At 67.9% G+C, this 19,361-nt stretch carries 17 protein-coding genes; 14 read left to right on the forward strand and 3 right to left on the reverse strand.

Annotated elements, in window-relative coordinates; translation table 11 throughout:
• Positions 1-2: 2 nt before the first annotated feature.
• The 6 genes from BKG60_RS11050 to ribD all read left to right on the forward strand — a co-directional run bounded on the left by BKG60_RS11050 (position 3) and on the right by ribD (position 6,531).
• Positions 3-1,838, forward strand: coding sequence for a DUF2207 domain-containing protein (locus BKG60_RS11050; RefSeq protein ID WP_070943744.1), 1,836 nt, complete (start codon positions 3-5; stop codon positions 1,836-1,838).
• On the forward strand, positions 1,832-2,368 hold the full coding sequence (locus tag BKG60_RS11055) for a LemA family protein (RefSeq protein WP_070943661.1): 537 nt from the start codon (positions 1,832-1,834) through the stop codon (positions 2,366-2,368). The genes BKG60_RS11050 and BKG60_RS11055 overlap by 7 nt, the downstream gene beginning before the upstream one ends.
• 33 nt (positions 2,369-2,401) lie before the next feature.
• Positions 2,402-3,331 carry a methionyl-tRNA formyltransferase gene (fmt, locus tag BKG60_RS11060; protein WP_070943662.1) on the forward strand — a complete coding sequence of 310 codons (930 nt, stop codon included), beginning with the start codon at positions 2,402-2,404 and terminating at the stop codon, positions 3,329-3,331.
• Positions 3,328-4,731: an RsmB/NOP family class I SAM-dependent RNA methyltransferase gene (locus BKG60_RS11065; protein WP_070943663.1), complete on the forward strand. Its 1,404-nt coding sequence runs from the start codon at positions 3,328-3,330 to the stop codon at positions 4,729-4,731. The genes fmt and BKG60_RS11065 overlap by 4 nt, the downstream gene beginning before the upstream one ends.
• A 124-nt stretch (positions 4,732-4,855) precedes the next feature.
• Positions 4,856-5,533 (forward strand): ribulose-phosphate 3-epimerase, encoded by a 678-nt coding sequence (rpe, locus tag BKG60_RS11070; protein WP_070943664.1) that lies wholly within the window; start codon positions 4,856-4,858, stop codon positions 5,531-5,533.
• Positions 5,530-6,531, forward strand: coding sequence for a bifunctional diaminohydroxyphosphoribosylaminopyrimidine deaminase/5-amino-6-(5-phosphoribosylamino)uracil reductase RibD (gene ribD, locus BKG60_RS11075; protein WP_070185959.1), 1,002 nt, complete (start codon positions 5,530-5,532; stop codon positions 6,529-6,531). The genes rpe and ribD overlap by 4 nt, the downstream gene beginning before the upstream one ends.
• Before the next feature lie 315 nt (positions 6,532-6,846).
• Here ribD and BKG60_RS11080 read toward each other — a convergent pair whose 3' ends face one another.
• Positions 6,847-8,529: an MFS transporter gene (locus BKG60_RS11080; protein WP_070943665.1), complete on the reverse strand. Its 1,683-nt coding sequence runs from the start codon at positions 8,527-8,529 to the stop codon at positions 6,847-6,849.
• Positions 8,529-9,242: an LppX_LprAFG lipoprotein gene (locus tag BKG60_RS11085; RefSeq protein ID WP_070943745.1), complete on the reverse strand. Its 714-nt coding sequence runs from the start codon at positions 9,240-9,242 to the stop codon at positions 8,529-8,531. The genes BKG60_RS11080 and BKG60_RS11085 overlap by 1 nt, the downstream gene beginning before the upstream one ends.
• 72 nt (positions 9,243-9,314) lie before the next feature.
• On the opposite strand from BKG60_RS11085, the gene BKG60_RS11090 reads away from it, so the two are divergent.
• The 4 genes from BKG60_RS11090 (at position 9,315) to BKG60_RS11105 (ending at position 12,298) form a co-directional block, all read left to right on the forward strand.
• Positions 9,315-9,914: a riboflavin synthase gene (locus tag BKG60_RS11090; protein ID WP_070186030.1), complete on the forward strand. Its 600-nt coding sequence runs from the start codon at positions 9,315-9,317 to the stop codon at positions 9,912-9,914.
• A 97-nt stretch (positions 9,915-10,011) separates the two neighbouring features.
• A complete protein-coding gene (locus BKG60_RS11095) occupies positions 10,012-11,340 on the forward strand; it encodes a bifunctional 3,4-dihydroxy-2-butanone-4-phosphate synthase/GTP cyclohydrolase II (protein ID WP_036389821.1) in 1,329 nt (442 codons plus the stop codon).
• Entirely contained in the window at positions 11,337-11,816 is a 480-nt protein-coding gene (gene ribH / locus BKG60_RS11100; protein WP_070185962.1) for a 6,7-dimethyl-8-ribityllumazine synthase, read from the forward strand. Before BKG60_RS11095 ends, ribH begins: the two co-directional genes overlap by 4 nt.
• A gap of 5 nt (positions 11,817-11,821) precedes the next feature.
• Positions 11,822-12,298: a PH domain-containing protein gene (locus tag BKG60_RS11105; RefSeq protein ID WP_070943746.1), complete on the forward strand. Its 477-nt coding sequence runs from the start codon at positions 11,822-11,824 to the stop codon at positions 12,296-12,298.
• An 11-nt stretch (positions 12,299-12,309) separates the two neighbouring features.
• Here BKG60_RS11105 and ggt read toward each other — a convergent pair whose 3' ends face one another.
• Entirely contained in the window at positions 12,310-14,280 is a 1,971-nt protein-coding gene (gene ggt / locus BKG60_RS11110) for a gamma-glutamyltransferase (RefSeq protein WP_207549536.1), read from the reverse strand.
• A 50-nt stretch (positions 14,281-14,330) separates the two neighbouring features.
• Here ggt and uvrC point away from each other — a divergent pair, with 50 nt between their 5' ends.
• From uvrC to whiA, 4 genes are read left to right on the forward strand one after another with little or no spacing between them, the layout of a single operon-like run.
• Positions 14,331-16,370: an excinuclease ABC subunit UvrC gene (gene uvrC / locus BKG60_RS11120; RefSeq protein ID WP_070185963.1), complete on the forward strand. Its 2,040-nt coding sequence runs from the start codon at positions 14,331-14,333 to the stop codon at positions 16,368-16,370.
• A 37-nt stretch (positions 16,371-16,407) separates the two neighbouring features.
• Positions 16,408-17,322, forward strand: a complete 915-nt coding sequence (gene rapZ, locus BKG60_RS11125; protein ID WP_070185964.1) for an RNase adapter RapZ — start codon at positions 16,408-16,410, stop codon at positions 17,320-17,322.
• The gene (gene yvcK, locus BKG60_RS11130) at positions 17,319-18,377 is read left to right on the forward strand and encodes a uridine diphosphate-N-acetylglucosamine-binding protein YvcK (RefSeq protein ID WP_070185965.1); all 1,059 of its coding nucleotides are present in this window, start codon (positions 17,319-17,321) and stop codon (positions 18,375-18,377) included. Before rapZ ends, yvcK begins: the two co-directional genes overlap by 4 nt.
• Positions 18,374-19,351, forward strand: coding sequence for a DNA-binding protein WhiA (gene whiA, locus BKG60_RS11135; protein ID WP_080596716.1), 978 nt, complete (start codon positions 18,374-18,376; stop codon positions 19,349-19,351). The genes yvcK and whiA overlap by 4 nt, the downstream gene beginning before the upstream one ends.
• Positions 19,352-19,361 lie beyond the last annotated feature (10 nt).

Genomic DNA, 19,361 nt, shown 5'->3' on the forward strand with positions numbered 1-19,361 from the left:
CCATGCGCCGGGTGTGGTCGTGGTTGTTTGCGTTGGGGCTCATCGCCTTTGGTCTGATGTGGCCGCTCGTGTTTACCGGCGGTACAGGGTCGGGCGCCGGGACCGGCGCGCCCGATCCGGTGGTGATCACCGACTACCGGGCTGATTTCACGGTCGACGCTCACGGCCGGATGACCGCGGTGGAGACCATCACCGGTGACTTTCCCAGCGGCCGGCACGGGATCTTCCGCTATTGGGACGTGGCCAACCAGAACGACTCAAGGCTCCGGCAGGTACCCGAGATCACCTCGATCACCATGGACGGGGCGCCGATGCCCTACCAACTGCTGTGGGAGAGCGGTAAACGGTTCCGGGTGGCCAAGATCGGGGACCCGGCCGCCACCCTGGACTGGGGCAGCCATGTCTTCGAGATCCGCTACACCATCGACGGGGTGCTGGATCCGGGCTCAGTCGGTGTGCACCGCCAGTTCGCCACGAACACCGGCAACCCGGATGCCACGTCGGCGTTCTACTGGAACGTTGTCGCACCGGCGTGGAACAACACCATCGAGCGGGCTGACATCTCGGTCACCCTGCCGGCCCAGGTCACCGGAGCTGGTTGCAGTGTCGGATTCGGTGTGGGCCGGGCCTGTGCGGATCTGCGCACCGACGGCAACACCGTGCGGGTGGTGGCGACCGGCCTCGAACCGCACACCCCGGTGACGCTGCGCGCCGGCGTCGACGCGGCCACACCCGCCCAACCGAGCCTGCCGTGGTCCTACACCTGGGACCGGATCCTCGGCCGGTCGTCGGCCGCGCTGGCCTTGGTTGTCCTGCTCACCGCCGGTATGGGCCTGCTGGCCCTTGTCTGGACGCGGACCACCGTCGAACCTTCCCCGGGATTTCCGGTGCAGTACGCCCCGCCCGAAGGGCTCGGGCCGGTCCAGACCGAATTCATCCGCACCGAGACGATGCCGAAGAACGGGCTGAGTGCGACGCTGTTCCACCTCGCCGAGCGCGGGTTGGTGGAGCTCAGGCAGGTCAATGCCCAACATTGGAAGATCAAGGGCCTCGCCAGACCTGCGGATTGGGCCGGTGTCGATCCGGTGGGCGTCGACGTGGGAGCGGCGCTCAAGGTGATGTCCGTGGGGGCCGAGTTCACCGCCAAGAACACCGCGGCCTCGGGTAAGAAGCTGAGCAAGGCCAAGGCCGATATGGCTGTGGCTGTGCGCAAATGGGCGTTCGACGGCGGCTTCATGATCAGGCGCCGCAAGGAACTGTGGGTACGGGTCGCAAATGCGATGGCGTTCTTTGCCGCGCTGGCCGGGTTCTGCCTGTTCTTCGGAATCCCGATGACCGTGTGGGGGCTGCCGTTCGCGGTGTTCTTCCTCTGCTCGCTGCGTGGCTGGCACGGCGGTGTCGGCACCCGGCGTACCCCCGCCGGTCGGGAATTGTGGTCGCGTGCAGGGGGTTTCCACCGCCTGCTGTCCACCGATTCGGCCGAGACCAGGTTCGACTTCGCCGCCCGCAAGGACCTTTACCTGGCGTACATCCCGTTCGCCGTGGCCGGTGGCGCCGCCGCGCTGTGGGCGCAGAAGTATCAGGACACCTTGGGTGCGCCTGCACCTCAACCCGATTGGTACAACTCGTCGTCTTCGTCATCATCGGACAGCAGCCACGGTTTCACCGGCGGATCCGCCGGCACGGATTTCGACAGTTTCGAATCAGCCCTGTCATCATCGATCGGGGCGTACACCGCCTCGCAATCGTCCTCATCGTCGAGCGGCGGGTCGTCGTCGTCCGGTGGCGGCGGTGGAGGTGGCGGCGGTGGCGGCGGAGGAGGAGGCGGATCGTGGTGACACCGCTGTTGGTCGTGGTGCTGGTGCTTGCAGTCGCGGTGCTGGTGGGCTTCGTCGTGGGCTTCAACAAGCTGCGCGCGGCTGATGTGCGGGTGGCCGAGGCACTCAGCGGCATCGATGTGGAACTGACGCGCCGGGCCGCGCTGATACCCGCGCTCGTGCAGACCGTGGCGACGTTCGCGACTCACGAGACTGCGGTCCTGGGCCGGGTCAGCAGCGCGCAGGCGGCGCTGACCTCGGCGACCGGCGGGGCATCGGTAGGGCAGCGTAGCGCCGCCGAACGTAACCTCGACCATGCCCTGTCCGGCGTGCTGGCACTGGGATCGTCCTACCCGCAACTCAATTCGTCGACCAACTTCCTGAACCTGCAAGAGAACCTGGCCGACACCGAGAACAAGCTGGCGTTCGCCCGGCAGTACTACAACGATGCGGTGGCGACCCTCAACCGGCTGGTCGGAACCATCCCATGGGTGTATCTCGCCCCGCTGGCCGGAGTGTCCGAGCGGGAGTACTACCGGGCTCCGCATTAGGGAAGCAGCGGGCTGAATCCTTAAACTGGTGCGGTGCGTCTCGTCTTTGCCGGAACCCCAGAGCCCGCCCTTCCGTCGTTGCAGCGGCTGATCGACTCGCCCCGCCACGATGTGGTCGCGGTCCTGACCCGGCCCGATGCCGCCGCTGGGCGTCGCGGCAAGCCCGCCCCGTCACCGGTCGCGAAGCTGGCCCTCGAGCACGACATCCCCGTGCTGCGACCGGCGAAACCCAACTCCGACGAGTTCGTCGCCGAACTGTCCGAGCTGGCACCGGACTGCTGTGCCGTTGTCGCCTACGGCGCGCTGCTGAGCGAGCGCCTCCTGGCGGTGCCAGTACACGGCTGGGTCAATCTCCACTTCTCGTTGTTGCCGGCTTGGCGCGGTGCGGCTCCGGTGCAGGCTTCTCTGGCGGCCGGTGACGAAGTCACGGGGGCCACGACGTTCCTGATCGAACCGGCACTGGACTCCGGCCCGGTTTACGGGGTGGTCACCGAGCGTGTACGCGATACCGATACGGCCGGCGATCTGCTTGGGCGGCTTGCTGATTCAGGTGCCGCGCTGTTGGAGTCCACCATGGACGGCATTGCCGAGGGAGCACTGACCGCGGTCCCGCAGCCGGCCGACGGGGTGAGCCTGGCGCCCAAGATCACCGTGGAGTCGGCGCGGATTCGCTGGGATCTGCCGGCCCACGTCATCGATCGGCAGGTCCGTTCGGTTACCCCGAATCCCGGTGCCTGGACGATGATCGGGGACCTGCGTGTCAAGGTCGGTCCGGTCGCCGTAGATCTGTCGCGAGATTTGTTGGCGCCCGGTGAAATCCGTGTGGAGCGCAACGCGGTGCTGGTCGGTACCGGTTCGCAACCCGTTCGCCTCGGGCAGATCCAGCCGCCCGGCAAGAAACTCATGAATGCCGCCGATTGGGCTCGTGGCGCGCGGCTCGAGGAATCGGTGCGTGCATCGTGAACCGGCCCGCAGACCGTCCGAACCGTACGCCGCAACGCAACCGTCAGCACCGCCGCGCACCGCTGGATCCGGCCCGCCGCGCGGCATTCGACGTGCTGCGCGCGGTATCCGAACGTGATTCCTACGCCAACCTGGCCTTGCCCGCGCTGCTGCGGGAACGCGGGATCGAGGGCCGTGACGCGGCGTTCGCCACCGAGTTGACCTATGGCGCGTGCCGTACCCGGGGGCTTCTCGACGCTGTCATCGCCGCAGCGGCCGGGCGTCCGCCCGAGCGCATCGACCCGGTACTGCTCGATCTGTTGCGCCTGGGCGCATACCAACTACTGCGCACCCGGGTCGAGCCGCACGCCGCGGTGTCCACCACCGTCGAGCAGGCCGGCATCGAATTCGACACGGCCCGAGCGGGTTTCGTCAACGGCGTGCTGCGGACCATTTCCCGCAGCACCGAGCAGGAGTGGATGGAGCAACTGGCGCCGCCGGCCGCCACCGATCCGGTGGGGCACGCCGCGTTCGTGCACGCCCACCCGCGGTGGATCGCGCAGGCCTTCACCGACGCGCTGGGGGCCAGGGCGGGGGAGCTCGACGCCCTGCTGACCAGTGACGACGAACGTCCAGTGGTGCACCTGGCGGCCCGACCCACGGCGCTGACGGCGGCCGAGCTGGCCGCGCAGGCCGACGGGACCGTCGGGCGCTACTCGCCGTACGCGGTCTACCTGCCCGGGGGCGACCCCGGACAGTTGGCGGCGGTGCGCGACGGCGCCGCCCAGGTCCAGGACGAGGGCAGTCAGCTGGTGGCCCGCGCGCTGACGCTGGCCGAGCTGGACGGCCCCGACAACGGCCGCTGGCTCGACCTGTGCGCCGGACCGGGCGGTAAGACCGCGCTCTTGGCCGCCATCGGTGCGGCCGCCGGTGCCCGGGTCACGGCGGTCGAACCGGCGTCGCGCCGTGCCGACCTGGTCGAGGAGAACACCCGGGGCCTCGACGTCGACGTGCACCGTGTGGACGGGCGGGAATCGGGCCTGGAACCCGGATTCGACCGGGTACTCGTCGACGCCCCGTGCACCGGGCTGGGAGCGTTGCGCCGACGCCCCGAGGCACGCTGGCGGCGCCAGCCCGGTGATGTTCCCGGTTTGGCGAAGCTGCAGCGTGAGCTGCTCGCCGCGGCGATAAGGCTGACGCGTCCCGGTGGCGTGGTCCTCTACGCGACCTGTTCACCGCACCTGGCCGAAACGGTCGGGGTGGTGGCCGACGCGGTGCGCCGGCATCGGGTGACCCAGGTGGACACCGGGGAGTTGTTTGCCCCGGCCGACGACCTCGGCGACGGGCCACACGTGCAGCTGTGGCCGCACCGGCATGGGACGGATGCGATGTTCAGTGCGGCCCTGAAGGTCGACCGATGAGCGCTTGCGCGAAGAGCATGAGCGTGAGCATGAGCGCTTGCGCGAAGAGCATGAGCGTGAGCATGAGCGCTTGCGCGAAGAGCATGAGCGCTTGCGCGAAGAGTGTCGAGATAGGCTGACGGCCATGGCAGAACCCCTGATCGCCCCATCCATCCTGTCCGCTGATTTCGCGCGGCTGTCCGATGAGGTCGCCGCGGTGGCCGGGGCCGACTGGCTGCACGTCGACGTCATGGACAACCATTTCGTCCCTAACCTCACGTTGGGCCTGCCGGTGGTGGAGTCGCTGCTCAAGGCCACCGACATTCCGATGGACTGCCACCTGATGATCGATCAGCCCGAGCGGTGGGCGCCGCCGTACGCCGAAGCCGGTGCGTACAACGTCACCTTCCACGCCGAGGCCACCGACAACCCCGTCGGCGTGGCGCGTGACATCCGGGCCGCCGGCGCCAAGGCCGGTCTGTCGGTGAAGCCCGGCACCCCGCTGGAGCCGTACCTGGAGATCCTCAAGGAATTCGACACGCTGCTGGTGATGTCGGTCGAACCCGGTTTCGGTGGCCAGAAGTTCATCCCGGAGGTGCTCGCCAAGGTGGGGACCGCGCGGCGGCTCGTCGACTCCGGTGAGCTGACGATCGTCATCGAGATCGATGGCGGCATCAATGCCGACACCATCGAACAGGCCGCCGAAGCCGGTGTGGACTGCTTTGTCGCCGGCTCGGCGGTGTACAGCGCCGCCGACCCGGCCGCCGCGGTGAAGTCATTGCGTCAGCAGGCTGCGAGCGCGTCGAGACATCTGACGCTATGACGCTCGAGGCCGCGATGCGGCTGGCCGTCGAGCAGGCCGAACAGGTCAAAGGTTCGACGTACCCCAACCCGCCGGTCGGTGCGGTGATCCTGGACAGCGACGGACAGATCGTCGGTGTGGGTGGTACCCAACCGGTCGGAGGCGCGCACGCCGAGGTGATGGCGTTGCGGGCGGCAGGGGAGCGCGCCAAGGGTGGTGCAGCTGTGGTCACCCTGGAACCGTGCAATCACCATGGTCGCACCCCGCCGTGTGTGGATGCGCTTCTGGCGGCAGGCATTTCGTCTGTCACCTACGCGGCTTCCGATCCGAATCCGGCGGCGGCGGGCGGTGCGCAACGGCTTGTCGATGCCGGTGTCACGGTCAGCCCGGGTTTGCTTGCCGAAGAGGTGGAGCAGGGACCTCTGCGTGAATGGCTGCACAAGCAGCGCACCGGATTGCCCCATGTCACATGGAAATTCGCCACCAGTGTGGACGGCCGCAGCGCCGCTGCCGACGGTTCCAGCCAGTGGATCACCAGTGAGGCCGCCCGCGCGGATGTGCATCGCAAGCGCGCCGCAGCCGATGCGATCGTGGCCGGTACCGGGACAGTATTCGTCGACGATCCGGCGTTGACCGCGCGCCGGCCCGACGGCTCGCTCACCGATCATCAGCCGCTGCGGGTGGTGGTGGGTATGCGCGAAGTATCGCCGGATGCCAAGGTGCTCAACGACGATTCCCACACGATGCTGATCCGCACCCACGATCCGCATGAAGTGATGCGGTCGCTGGGGGATCGGACTGATGTGCTTCTTGAGGGCGGGCCGACGCTGGCCGGGGCGTTCCTGCGGGCCGGCGTGGTAAACCGGATCCTGGCTTATGTGGCGCCGATGCTGCTGGGTGGCCCGATCACCGCGGTCGATGACATCGGGGTGCCGAGTCTCGTGCACGCGCAGCGGTGGAGGTTCGACGGCATCACCGCCATCGGACCCGATGTTCGCCTGAGCCTGGTGCCCAACTGACGGCAGGCCGGCCGGAGGTATCCAGCTGTAGTTAGGGTGGCCTAAGTTAGGCTGGGCGGCGAACCGGGCGCTGGTGGTGTTGATCGGTACACTCGTACCAAAGCGCGTTCACTGCCGAATTCGCGCCCGGTGAACCCGAGCAAAGGACGCGAGCATGACTGCACTGCAGGACTGGCTCCCCGCCACACCATTTTCCCCTCGCGCAATTCGGGCGTTGGTGCGCGCCCCACTCCGCCTCGTGCTGCCCAGCCGGCCGGCCGAGGCCGGCCGGGCACCACGTTTACTCCGCCCTGGTGTCGAGCGTTGCTGAACGGCTCAGTCGGATCGGTGCCGCCCCGGCTGCTGCTGGCGCGGTAGCTGCACCGTCCCCTCGGTGGACTGCGCCGGCAGTACCTGCGTCGGCAAGTAGAGCTGGCCGGTCGAAACGTCGCCGTCGTCGCGGGTAGGCGCGCCGTCGCCGGCCGGCGGGCCGTCGAGCTCGTCGGCGTGGAAGTGGCGCGCGGCGATCAGCAGGCCGAGCACCGCACCCACCACGCAGACGATCGCGGTGATACCGAAAATGTCGCCGTACATCGACACATATGCCTCGCGATAGCGGGTGGCTTGCGACGCCAGCCGCTCCTGCAGCGACATTTCGCTGGTGTTCGCCGCAGCTGCCAGGCCGGCCAGATGCTGATTGAAGCGGTACAGACCCCAGGCCGACAGCGCCGCCATGCCGATGAGCATGCCGATCATGCGGGCCACCACGACGAATGCCGAGGCGATGCCGTGTTGCGCGGCCGGCACCACCCGCAAGGTGGCCGAGGTGAGCGGAGCGATCACCAGTCCGAGCCCCAGGCCCACGATCGCCAGATCGGTGTCGAGCACCGGCAACTGGACCAGGGCCAAGTCGTAGGTCTTGTCGAGCACATCGATCGACCACTGGGTGATCAGCCAGAAACCACCGGCGGCGATCATCAGGCCGGCGAAGCTGACGATGCGATCCCCGACCCGGGTGGCGATCCAGCCACCGATCAGCGCGCCGATCGGCAATGCGATCAGGAACCGCAGCAGCAGGAACGCGGCCTCGTATTTGTCCTTGCCGAGCACGCCCTGACCGAACAGCTCGACGTTGACCAGCGTCACCATCAGCGCCGCGCCGGTGCACAACGATGCGGCGAGCGCGGCGAGGAACGGCACGAACTTCACGCCCGCGGGCTCGATCAGCCGGGTGCGGGCGACCTTCTCCCATACGAAGAACGCCACCGCCGCCACCAGCGCACCGATCAGCAGCGGAAGGCCCCATTCGGGCAGGACGTGCTTGCCGTCCGGCTCCGGGTTGTACAGCCCCACGACGGCCAGACCCAACGCGATCGCCAGCAGGACCCCACCGACGACATCGACTTTCTCGGGATGGTCGCTCGGTTCCTTGCCCGGCAGGCTGAAATGGATCATCGCCATGGCGACGGCGGCCAGCGGCACGTTGATCCAGAACACCGCCTGCCAGTGGTGGAACAGCGCCACCGCACCGATGCCGTAGAGCGGGCCGAGCACGCTGCCGAATTCCTGTGCGGCACCGACACCACCCAGCACCGCGGCCCGGTTGCGGGCCGCCCACAGGTCGGCGGCCAGCGCCAGTGTCACCGGGAGGAGCGCGCCACTGGCGGTGCCCTGTACGACGCGGCCGATGACCAGCATGGTCAGGTCGCCAGACAGCGCGGTGATCACCGAGCCGACAGCAAAACCGGCCAGGCCGACCTGGATCAGCATCTTGCGTCCGAACCGGTCCGAGGCCCGGCCCAGCAGCGGCATCGCCGCGATGTAGCCCAGCAGGTAACCGGTGATGATCGGCGTGACCTGCTGGATCTTGTTTATCGCGATCCCGACGTCGGCCATGATGTCGGTCATGATCGTGACCACGACATAGGTGTCGAGAGCGCCGAGCAGCACGGCAAGGCTGCCCGCGCTGATCGCGATGTGGCGGTTGCGGCCGGACCTCACCGACTCCGCGGCCCGCATCAGGACGCAGGCTTGGTGACGGAGACCTGCTTGCCCCAGTCAGTCAGGGTCATGGTGACGCTGTTTCCGGGGGTGGGTTCGAGCTTGGCCTGCAGCAGGGCGTGGTCGCCTTCTTCGGAGATCCACGCGGTGCCCGGGACCGGGCCCTCAGCCTTGAGCTGCGGGGCGATCTTGTTGACGGCGTCAGCGCTGACCGTGCCGGTCACGCGGACCCCCTCGGTGCCGTTGATGGATTCGCGGCCCTCGGCCTTGGGGTCGGTGAAGTTCGACAGCACGTTGGCCAGGCCGAGGTCGGGGTTCAGGATGGTCGACACGTCGTAGATCTTCTCGGCCGGTCCGTAATCGGACAGCGGATCGCCCGCGGTCAGTGCGGCATACAGGGTCCCGTCGGCGACCACGAACTTCGCGTCGGAGATCTTCTGGCCGAAGGCGTCGAGATCGACGGTGCCCTGCGCGGCCACGGCGGGCGTATTGGTCAGGTCGCCGTCGAGTTTCTCGATGGGCAGGCCCTTGATCGTGCCCTGCACGGTCAGCAGCAGATGCACGCTCTGCTGGGCCTTGGTGGTGGCCGCGGAATCCTGCAACAGCGTGGCTGCATCGGGCAACGGGGCGTTCGACGTCTCCGAAGACGACGAGCAGCCGGCGACAAGGGCCGCCGCGGTGAAGAGGATTGCGAGTAAGGACTGGACTGCGAACCGTGGGCGCGTCTGCATGACTGCATCGTAGAGGCTCACCGCCCCCGGGCGTTTTCCCCGACTCACTGTTGAATGAATACTCTGGTCGGCGTGTTCACCGGAATCGTTGAAGAACTGGGTGTCCTGGTCGACAAGGCGGAGCTGACCGATGCTGCCCGGTTCACCATCCGTGGGCCCGTGGTCACCGCAGATGCCGGTCACGGCGATTCGATCGCGGTGAACGGGGTCTGCCTGACCGTGGTGGATGTGCTGCCCGACGGCGTGTTCACCGCCGACGTGATGGGGGAGACGCTCAACCGGTCGAGTCTGGGCGGAGTCGGGGTCGGTAGCCAGGTCAATCTGGAGCGGGCCGCCGCGGTCAACAGCCGCCTCGGTGGTCACATCGTTCAGGGCCATGTGGACGGCACCGGCACTGTGATTTCCCGCACGCCCTTCGAGCATTGGGAAGTGGTGCGCATCGGCCTGCCTGCCGCGCTGTCGCGTTACGTCGTGGAGAAGGGCTCGATCACGGTCGACGGGGTCTCGCTGACCGTGTCCGCGGTGGCTGATGACTGGTTCGAGATATCGCTGATCCCCACCACTGTCGAGCTCACCACGCTGGGCCGGGCCAGGGTGGGAACCACGGTCAACCTCGAGGTCGACATCATCGCGAAATATGTGGAACGGCTGATGGCCGGTCCCGGTGAGTAAGAGCTGGCAATAACCGCTGGATTTCGGTGGTTCATACTGGAGTCGGCACATGGTCCCGCATTGGGGGCCTGGCACGAGAACAGGCAAGGTGGCGCAGATGACCAGGCTCGACTCCGTCGAGAGGGCGATAGCCGATATCGCGGCGGGCAAAGCCGTGGTGGTGATCGACGACGAAGATCGCGAGAACGAGGGCGATCTCATCTTCGCCGCCGAGAAGGCGACTCCCGAACTCGTGGCGTTCATGGTCCGCTACACCTCGGGGTATCTGTGTGTGCCGCTGGACGGCGAAATCTGCGACCGGCTGGGCCTGTTGCCGATGTACGCGGTCAACCAGGACAAGCACGGCACCGCCTACACCGTCACGGTGGATGCGAAAAAGGATGTGGGAACGGGTATTTCGGCATCCGACCGGGCCACCACGATGCGCGCGTTGGCCGATCCGTCCACCGTCGCCGACGACTTCACCAAGCCCGGCCACGTGGTTCCGTTGCGCGCCAAGGACGGCGGGGTACTGCGCCGCCCTGGGCACACCGAGGCCGCCGTGGATCTGGCCCGCCTGGCCGGGCTGCAGCCCGCCGGGGCGATATGCGAGATCGTCAGCCAGAAGGACGAAGGCGACATGGCGCGCACCGATGAGCTGCGTGTCTTCGCCGACGATCACGACCTGGCGCTGATCTCGATCGCCGACCTGATCGAGTGGCGCCGCAAGCACGAGAAGCACATCGAGCGCATCGCCGAGGCCAGGATCCCGACCCGGCACGGCGAGTTCGTGGCCGTCGGCTACAAGAGCATCTACGAGGATGTCGAGCACGTGGCGCTGGTGCGCGGCGACATCTCCGGGCCGGCCAGCGACGGTCACGACGTCCTCGTTCGCGTGCACTCCGAATGCCTGACCGGTGACGTGTTCGGTTCGCGGCGCTGTGACTGCGGGCCGCAGCTGGACGCCGCGATGGCGATGGTGGCGCGTGAAGGTCGCGGCGTGGTGCTGTACATGCGCGGCCATGAGGGCCGGGGCATCGGTCTGATGCACAAGTTGCAGGCCTATCAACTGCAGGATGCCGGTGAGGACACCGTCGACGCGAATCTCAAACTGGGTCTGCCCGCCGACGCCCGCGACTACGGCATCGGCGCCCAGATCCTGGTCGACCTCGGTATCCGGTCCATGCGGTTGCTGACCAACAATCCGGCCAAACGGGTGGGGCTCGACGGCTATGGGCTGCACATCATCGAGCGAGTGCCGCTGCCGGTGCGGGCCAACTCGGAGAACATCCGCTACCTGATGACCAAGCGGGACCGGATGGGTCACGACCTCATCGGGCTTGAGGACTACGACGAAGCGGTGAGCATGGACGACTACGACGAGGCGGTCTACCTCCTCGGTGACCGCAGGCCGCCCAGCGGGACCGATTCGGGTTCGAGCCTGTGAGCGGCCACGGAGTTCCCGATCTGCCCCAGGTGGACGCGTCGAACGTGAAGCTGGCGATCGTGGCCAGCACTTGGCACACCCAGATCTGCGATGCGCTGCTCGACGGTGCCCGCAAGGTCGCCGCCGAAGCCGGCATCGACGATCCGACGGTGGTGCGGGTGCTCGGCGCCATCGAAATCCCGGTGGTGGCACAGGCATTGGCGGCCACCCATGACGCGGTGGTGGCGTTGGGTGTGGTCATTCGCGGGCAGACCCCGCATTTCGACTACGTGTGTGACGCGGTGACGCAGGGCTTGACGCGGGTGTCGCTCGATGCGTCGACTCCAGTCGCCAACGGTGTGCTCACCACCGACAACGAGGCCCAGGCCCTGGACCGCGCCGGTCTCCCGGATTCCACCGAGGACAAGGGCGCCCAGGCGGCAGCCGCCGCCCTGTCGACAGCGCTGACCCTGCGGGAACTGCGCGCCAAGGCGTGACCTCGATGACCGAGAAGAAGACCGAAGAAATGACGAGGGACAGCTGGGACATCGACATCCGGCCTTACCGGACACCGTATTTCGCGTACGGCGCCGCCTTGATCATCTTTCTGGCGCACGTCGCGGTCGGCGTCCTGCTCAAGGTGGGGTCCACCGGCGTGGTCTTCCAGACCTCCGACCAGGTGGCGATCGCCTTGCTGGGAGCGATCATCGCGTGCGTGGTGCTGTTGTTCGCCCGGCCCCGGCTGAAGGTCGGCCCCGCGGGCGTAGCGGTCCGGAATCTGGTCGGTTTCAAGGTGATTCCCTGGTCCGAGGCGCTCGGGGTGTCCTTCCCGGTGGGAGCCCGATGGGCTCGTTTGGACCTGCCCGACGACGAGTACATCCCGGTGATGGCGATCCAGGCGATCGACAAGGCCCGCGCCGTCGAGGCTATGGACGAAGTCCGGGATCTGATCGACCGGTACCGCGCGCAACGCGGCTGAGTCGCGCGGGATCAACCGACGTCGCCGAGCACCAGACCTTCGCGGCGCGGATCGGCGCCCCCGATCCAGCCCGACGATGTGCGCACCAGCGCTGAGAGCCCACTGGACTGATCGGCCAGTGAAACCTGATGTCCGCGTGCCCGCAGGCCCTCGACCAGTTGATCACGGTCTCCGTTGGCGACGGTGTCGACCAATGGATGCTCACCGCCCACATTCGTGACCGGTGTATTGGCCGCGCCGAAATCGATCATCGATACCGCCTGCTGCGGATCCAGTTTCCAATCCAGGATGCCGACAAGGGTTTTCACGACGAACTGGATGATCAGCGCACCGCCGGGGGAGCCCAGTACGGCGTACAGGGGCCCCCGCTGCGGCCCGGTCTTGTCGAATACCAGGGTGGGTGCCATGGTGCTGCGCGGGCGTTTGCCGGGTTGCACCCGGTTGGGCAGCGGTTGGCCTTCGGCGCTGGTCGGCTCGGCGGAGAAGTCGGTGAGCTGGTTGTTGAGCAGGAAGCCGTCGACCATGTGGAACGAGCCGAATGCGGACTCGATCGTGGTGGTCAGGGATGCGGCATTGCCGAAGCTGTCGATGACGCTGATCTGGCTGGTGCCGTGCTCGGGCGCCGGTGGGATCGTCATCGGGGGCGCGAAATCCCCGGGCGCGGCCACACCCATCGTGTGGTCCCGGGAGATCAGGGCGGCCCGGCTGGTGAGATAGGCAACGTCGAGCAGGGTTTCGGGCGATCCGCCGGGAAGCGGGACGAAATCGGTGTCGGCGACGTAGCGGTCTCTGTCGGCGTAGGCGAGACGTTCGGCCTCCGAGACCAGGTGCACGCCGGTCACCGACGGATGACCGCCGTTGCGGTCGAGGCGGGCCGGCTTGTAGTTGCTCATGGGGAAGTGCTCGAGGATGCCGAGGGTGGCTGCCACCGCGATGCCACCCGAGGACGGCGGCGGCATACCGCAGACCTCGCGGCCGCGGTAGGTGGTGCACACCGGTTCGCGTTGTTTGACGGCGTAGGTGGCGAGGTCCTGCTCGGTCATCAGTCCCGGTGTGCGGCCGCCGCTGGTATCGGCGGTGGCCGCCACGACGGCGCGGGCGATGTCGCCGGTGTAGAAGGCCCGGGCTCTGTCGGATGCGATGGCGCCCAAGGTTTTCGCGTAGGCGGGGTTGGTCATGCGAGTGCCGACCGGTTTGGGGCTGCCGTCGGTGTTGAGGAAGTAGCGTGCGGCGGCGGGGTCCAGTCGCAGTTGGGCGTGAGCATCGTCGATCGAGGCCGCCAGCCGGGGGCTGATGTCGAATCCCTGATCGGCCAGTGACACGGCGGGGTCGAACAGCTCGCGCCAGGCTTTCTTGCCGAACTGGTGGTGGACGTCATCGAGCAGTCGGACAATGCCCGGCACCCCGATGGAGCGGCCCGATGCCCGGGCATCGGGTTTGGGCACGGTGCGATCGGAGTCCGAAACCCAGCGCAGGTAGTTCTCGGTCGCCGCGGCCGGGGCGGTCTCGCGTCCGTCGAATGCGCGTACGGAGTTGCCTGCCGCGTCGTAGTACAGCAGGAATCCACCGCCGCCGAGCCCGGAGGACTGAGGCTCGACCAGGCCGAGGACGGCCTGTGCGGTCACCAGCGCGTCGGCGGCGCTGCCGCCGCCGCGCAGCACCTTGCACGCTGCTTCGGTGGCCAGCGGATTGGCGGTGGCCACCGCGTAGGTTGCCGTGCGGACGGCCGTCATGTCGCTGCGGTAGCCGGTGCCGATCTCGGGGTTGGTCGCCAGGTCGGGCGGCGGAGCCGGTGCGGCCGGGCCGGCCGGCGGCCGCGGAGGGGGAGGAGGTTTGGGTAGCGGGGTGCCGTTCGACACAATCTGGCAGGGTCCGGCGACGGCCTTCGCCGGTCGCCGATGGTCGCCGGCGCATCCGGCCAGGACTGTCGCGGCGACACTGAGCAGGGCGATGACCGAACGTGTGGACGCCAGCAATCGCACACCTCGACGGTAGCGGAGTTCAGTCCGATCGCGGCAGTAACCTGGAAACCGTGCCCGATCCAGCGACGTACCGGCCGGCGCCCGGATCGATACCAGTGCAGCCGGGTGTGTACCGATTCCGGGACCCGCATGGCCGGGTCATCTATGTCGGCAAGGCCAAGAGCCTGCGCAGCCGGCTGACGTCGTACTTCGCCGATGTCGCGAGCCTCGCGCCGCGCACTCGGCAGATGGTGATGACCGCGGGCAGTGTCGAATGGACGGTGGTCACCACCGAGGTCGAGGCACTGCAGCTGGAGTACAACTGGATCAAGGAATTCGATCCGCGCTTCAACATCCGCTACCGCGACGACAAGACGTACCCGGTGCTGGCGGTCACGCTCAACGAGGAGTACCCACGGCTGATGGTGTACCGCGGGCCACGGCGTAAGGGCGTGCGGTACTTCGGCCCGTATTCGCATGCATGGGCGATCCGCGAGACGCTCGACCTGTTGACCCGGGTGTTTCCGGCCCGGACCTGCTCGGCGGGAGTGTTCAAGCGGCACAGGCAGATCGACCGGCCGTGCCTGCTCGGCTACATCGACAAGTGTTCGGCGCCGTGCGTCGGCCGGGTCAGTGCCGAGGAGCACCGGCGGATCGTGCTGGACTTCTGCGATTTTCTGTCGGGCAAGACCGACAGGTTGGCCCGCGACATGGAGCAGCAGATGACCGCGGCCGCCGAGGAGCTGGACTTCGAGCGGGCCGCCCGGTTGCGTGACGACATCGCGGCGCTCAAGCGGGCGCTGGAGAAGCAGGCCGTGGTGCTCGGCGACGGTACGGATGCCGACGTGGTGGCGTTCGCCGACGACGATCTTGAGGCGGCGGTGCAGGTGTTCCACGTGCGTGGAGGCCGGGTCCGGGGGCAGCGCGGATGGATCGTCGAAAAGTCGTCGGAGCCGGAGGCGACCCGTGATTCGGGTCCAGAGCAAACCGGGCAGGAACACCTCGTCGAGCAGTTCCTCACCCAGTTCTACGGCGAGCAGGCCGAACTGGGCGGTGCGGCCGACGAGGCGACGAACCCGGTGCCGCGGGAGGTGCTCGTGCCGGTACTGCCGCCCAACGCCGATGAACTGTCCGCCTGGTTGTCGGGGCTTCGCGGCTCGCGGGTGAGCCTGCGCGTGCCGGTACGCGGCGACAAGCGCACCCTGGCCGAGACCGTGGCGCGCAACGCCCATGAGGCCCTGACCCAACACAAGCTCAAGCGTGCCGGCGACTTCAACGCGAGATCGGAAGCGCTGCAGAGCATTCAGGATTCGCTGGGCCTGGCCGAGGCGCCGTTGCGGATCGAGTGTGTCGACATCAGCCATGTGCAGGGCACCGATGTGGTCGCCTCACTGGTGGTGTTCGAGGATGGGCTGCCGCGCAAGTCGGACTACCGGCATTACGCGATCCGGGAGGCCGCCGGTGAGGGGCGTTCTGACGATGTCGCGTCGATCGCCGAGGTGACGCGGCGTCGCTTTCTGCGGCACGTCAGCGATGGGCAGCCCGACCCGAGCGCCGAGCAGCGCCCGCGCCGGTTCGCCTATCCGCCCAACCTGTTCGTGGTGGACGGCGGCGCCCCCCAGGTCAACGCGGCCGCTGCGGTGCTCGACGAACTGGGCGTCACCGATGTCGCGGTGATAGGGCTGGCGAAGCGGCTTGAAGAGGTGTGGGTGCCGTCCGAGCCGGATCCGGTCATTTTCCCGCGCAACAGCGAGGGGCTGTATTTGTTGCAACGTGTGCGCGACGAGGCACACCGGTTCGCGATCAGCTATCACCGCAGCAAGCGGTCCAAGCGGATGACCGCCTCGGCGCTCGACTCGGTGCGTGGTCTGGGCGAGCAACGCCGCAAGGCGTTGGTGACGCACTTCGGCTCGGTGGCCAGACTCAAAGAGGCCACAGTCGAGGAGATCACCGCGGTGCCGGGGATCGGTGTGGCGACGGCGAAGGCCGTCCTCGCCGCACTCGGTGGATCACCCGAAAATGGTGACCCGCGAAGTGAGAACTCCGGACTGGGCGATTCAGGGGCGCCCGCAACGCTTATCGAGGATGATCGACGCAGGGTGTCGGGATGACGGGTAACGGGGACATGAGTAGCCAGGCGGGTCGCGGATGAACGAACATCTGCGCGAGGGCGGCATCGCGGGTGGTGCGGATGCGGATTCGGATATCGACGTGGTGCTGGTCACCGGCCTGTCCGGCGCGGGCCGCGGCACCGCCGCCAAGGTGTTGGAGGACCTCGGCTGGTACGTCGCCGACAACCTGCCGCCGGAGCTGATTGCCCGGATGGTCGAGTTGGGGTTGGCGGCCGGATCACGGATCACACAGCTAGCCGTGGTGATGGATGTGCGGTCGCGCGGTTTCACCGGCGATCTCGATTGGGTTCGCAACGAGTTGGCGGCTCGCAGCATCACCCCGCGGGTGTTGTTTCTCGAGGCGTCCGACGACATCCTGGTCCGTCGCTACGAGCAGAATCGGCGTAGTCACCCGTTGCAGGGCACCCAGACCCTGGCGGAGGGAATCGCCGCCGAGCGGGCGTTGCTGGCGCCGGTGCGCGCGGCCGCCGATCTGGTCATCGACACGTCTGCCCTGCCGGTCCCTGCCCTGCGGGAGAGCATCGAGCGGGCGTTCGGCGGAGAGACCGTCGCCTACACGAATGTCACCGTGGAGTCCTTCGGTTACAAGTACGGCCTGCCGATGGACGCGGACACTGTGATGGACGTGCGGTTCCTGCCGAACCCGCACTGGGTGGACGAGCTACGGCCGCATACCGGTCAACATCCGGACGTGCGTGACTACGTGCTCGGCCAACCGGGGGCCAGGGAATTTCTGGACACCTACCATCGTCTGTTGGACGTGGTGATCGCCGGTTATCGCCGGGAGGGGAAGCGTTATATGACCGTCGCCATCGGGTGCACCGGCGGCAAACATCGGAGTGTGGCGATCGCCGAGGCGCTGGCTGAGCGTTTGCAGGGCGGTGACGGGCTGACCGTACACGTGCTGCACCGGGATCTGGGTCGCGAATGACCCCGCGCATCGTGGCCCTCGGTGGAGGGCACGGGTTGTACGCCACCCTGTCCGCGGCGCGTCGGCTCAGCCCACACGTGACGGCCGTGGTGACAGTCGCCGACGACGGCGGATCGTCGGGTCGGTTGCGCGGCGAACTCGACGTGGTGCCCCCTGGTGATCTGCGAATGGCTTTGGCGGCGTTGGCTTCTGACAGCCCGCATGGCCGGCTGTGGGCGACGATCATCCAGCACCGCTTCGGCGGTAGCGGCGCGCTGGCCGGTCACCCGATCGGCAATTTGATCCTGGCCGGCCTCAGTGAGGTGCTGGCCGATCCGGTTGCGGCTCTCGACGAGCTCGGGCGGATCCTGGGGGTGAAGGGCCGGGTGCTGCCGATGTGCCCGATCGCCCTGCAGATCGAGGCCGACGTTGCGGGCCTCGAATCCGATCCTCGGATGAGCCGGGTGATCCGCGGCCAGGTGGCAATTGCCACCACGGTGGGCAAGGTGCGCCGGGTCCGGCTGCTGCCCGGCGATCCGCCGGCCACCCGGCAGGCGGTTGAGGCGATCATGAGTGCCGACCTGGTGGTGCTCGGGCCAGGCTCGTGGTTCACCAGCGTGATCCCTCATGTGTTGGTGCCGCAGTTGGCCGCGGCACTGCGGTCGACGACGGCGCGGCGGGCGCTCGTCTTGAATCTGGCGGCCGAGCCGGGCGAAACCGCGGGGTTCTCGGCCGAGCGCCACATCCACGTTCTGGCCCAGCATGCCCCGGACTTCAGCGTGCATGACATCATCGTCGATGCCAGCCGGGTGCCGAGCGACCGCGAACGGGAGCAACTCAGCCGCACTGCCAACATCCTCAATGCCCGTGTTGAGTTTGCTGACGTGTCCCGACCTGGTACACCTTTACATGACCCGGCGAAGTTGGCCGCGGTGCTGGAAGGTGTCCGGTTGCGCGCGATGGCGCCCGGTGCCGTGCAGGAGCCCACCGTTCCCACGCCCGCAGCGAGGTCGGTCGACGTGGCGCGCCAGGAGCCGGCGCCGAATACACCGAGAGGGGACGATCCGTGGCGATGACAGCCGAGGTGAAGGACGAGCTGAGCCGTCTCGTAGTCAACTCGGTCAGCGCTCGCCGTGCGGAGGTGGCCTCGTTGTTGCGCTTTGCCGGCGGCTTGCACATCGTGGCGGGCCGGGTTGTGGTCGAAGCCGAGGTAGACCTCGGGATCATCGCGCGCCGTCTGCGCAAGGACATCTACGACCTGTACGGGTACAACGCGGTGGTGCACGTGCTGTCGGCCAGCGGCATCCGCAAGAACACCCGCTATGTGGTGCGGGTGGCCGCCGACGGCGAGGCGCTCGCGCGGCAGACCGGATTGCTCGATCTTCGTGGACGACCGGTGCGCGGCCTGCCCGCGCAGGTGGTCGGAGGCAGCGTCGGTGATGCCGAGGCGGCGTGGCGTGGCGCGTTCCTCGCGCACGGATCGTTGACCGAGCCGGGACGGTCGTCGGCGCTGGAGGTCAGCTGCCCCGGTCCGGAGGCGGCACTGGCCCTCGTCGGTGCGGCCAGGCGGCTCGGAGTCAGCGCCAAGGCCCGCGAGGTGCGTGGCAGTGACCGGGTGGTGGTCCGTGACGGCGAGGCGATCGGCGCGTTGCTGACCCGGATGGGAGCCCAGGACACGCGGTTGACGTGGGAGGAACGGCGCATGCGCCGCGAGGTCCGCGCCACCGCCAACCGCCTTGCCAATTTCGATGACGCGAACCTGCGCCGGTCGGCGCGTGCCGCGGTGGCAGCGGCGGCCCGGGTGGAGCGCGCGCTGGACATACTGGGTGACGGGGTGCCCGATCATCTGGCTGCGGCGGGCAAGCTGCGGGTGGAACACCGGCAGGCCTCGCTGGAAGAGCTGGGCCGGCTGGCTGATCCGCCGATGACCAAAGATGCTGTGGCCGGCCGTATCCGGCGCCTGCTCTCGATGGCCGATCGGAAGGCCAAGCAGGAGGGGCTGCCCGACACCGAGTCGGCGGTGACTCCGGATCTGCTCGACGACGCCTGAGCTTCGACTC

It is taken from the genome of Mycobacterium syngnathidarum (assembly GCF_001942625.1).
Taxonomy (GTDB): Bacteria; Actinomycetota; Actinomycetes; order Mycobacteriales; family Mycobacteriaceae; genus Mycobacterium; species Mycobacterium syngnathidarum.

What these genes read in the sequence shown, in the direction of transcription:
- rapZ (WP_070185964.1), top strand. Translation starts at nt 16,408, where the DNA reads ATGAACGAACATCTGCGCGAGGGCGGCATCGCGGGTGGTGCGGATGCG.
- whiA (WP_080596716.1), top strand. Translation starts at nt 18,374, where the DNA reads ATGACAGCCGAGGTGAAGGACGAGCTGAGCCGTCTCGTAGTCAACTCG.
- BKG60_RS11095 (WP_036389821.1), top strand. Translation starts at nt 10,012, where the DNA reads ATGACCAGGCTCGACTCCGTCGAGAGGGCGATAGCCGATATCGCGGCG.
- rpe (WP_070943664.1), top strand. Translation starts at nt 4,856, where the DNA reads ATGGCAGAACCCCTGATCGCCCCATCCATCCTGTCCGCTGATTTCGCG.
- ribD (WP_070185959.1), top strand. Translation starts at nt 5,530, where the DNA reads ATGACGCTCGAGGCCGCGATGCGGCTGGCCGTCGAGCAGGCCGAACAG.
- BKG60_RS11105 (WP_070943746.1), top strand. Translation starts at nt 11,822, where the DNA reads ATGACCGAGAAGAAGACCGAAGAAATGACGAGGGACAGCTGGGACATC.
- BKG60_RS11085 (WP_070943745.1), bottom strand. Translation starts at nt 9,242, where the DNA reads ATGCAGACGCGCCCACGGTTCGCAGTCCAGTCCTTACTCGCAATCCTC.
- yvcK (WP_070185965.1), top strand. Translation starts at nt 17,319, where the DNA reads ATGACCCCGCGCATCGTGGCCCTCGGTGGAGGGCACGGGTTGTACGCC.
- BKG60_RS11050 (WP_070943744.1), top strand. Translation starts at nt 3, where the DNA reads ATGCGCCGGGTGTGGTCGTGGTTGTTTGCGTTGGGGCTCATCGCCTTT.
- BKG60_RS11080 (WP_070943665.1), bottom strand. Translation starts at nt 8,529, where the DNA reads ATGCGGGCCGCGGAGTCGGTGAGGTCCGGCCGCAACCGCCACATCGCG.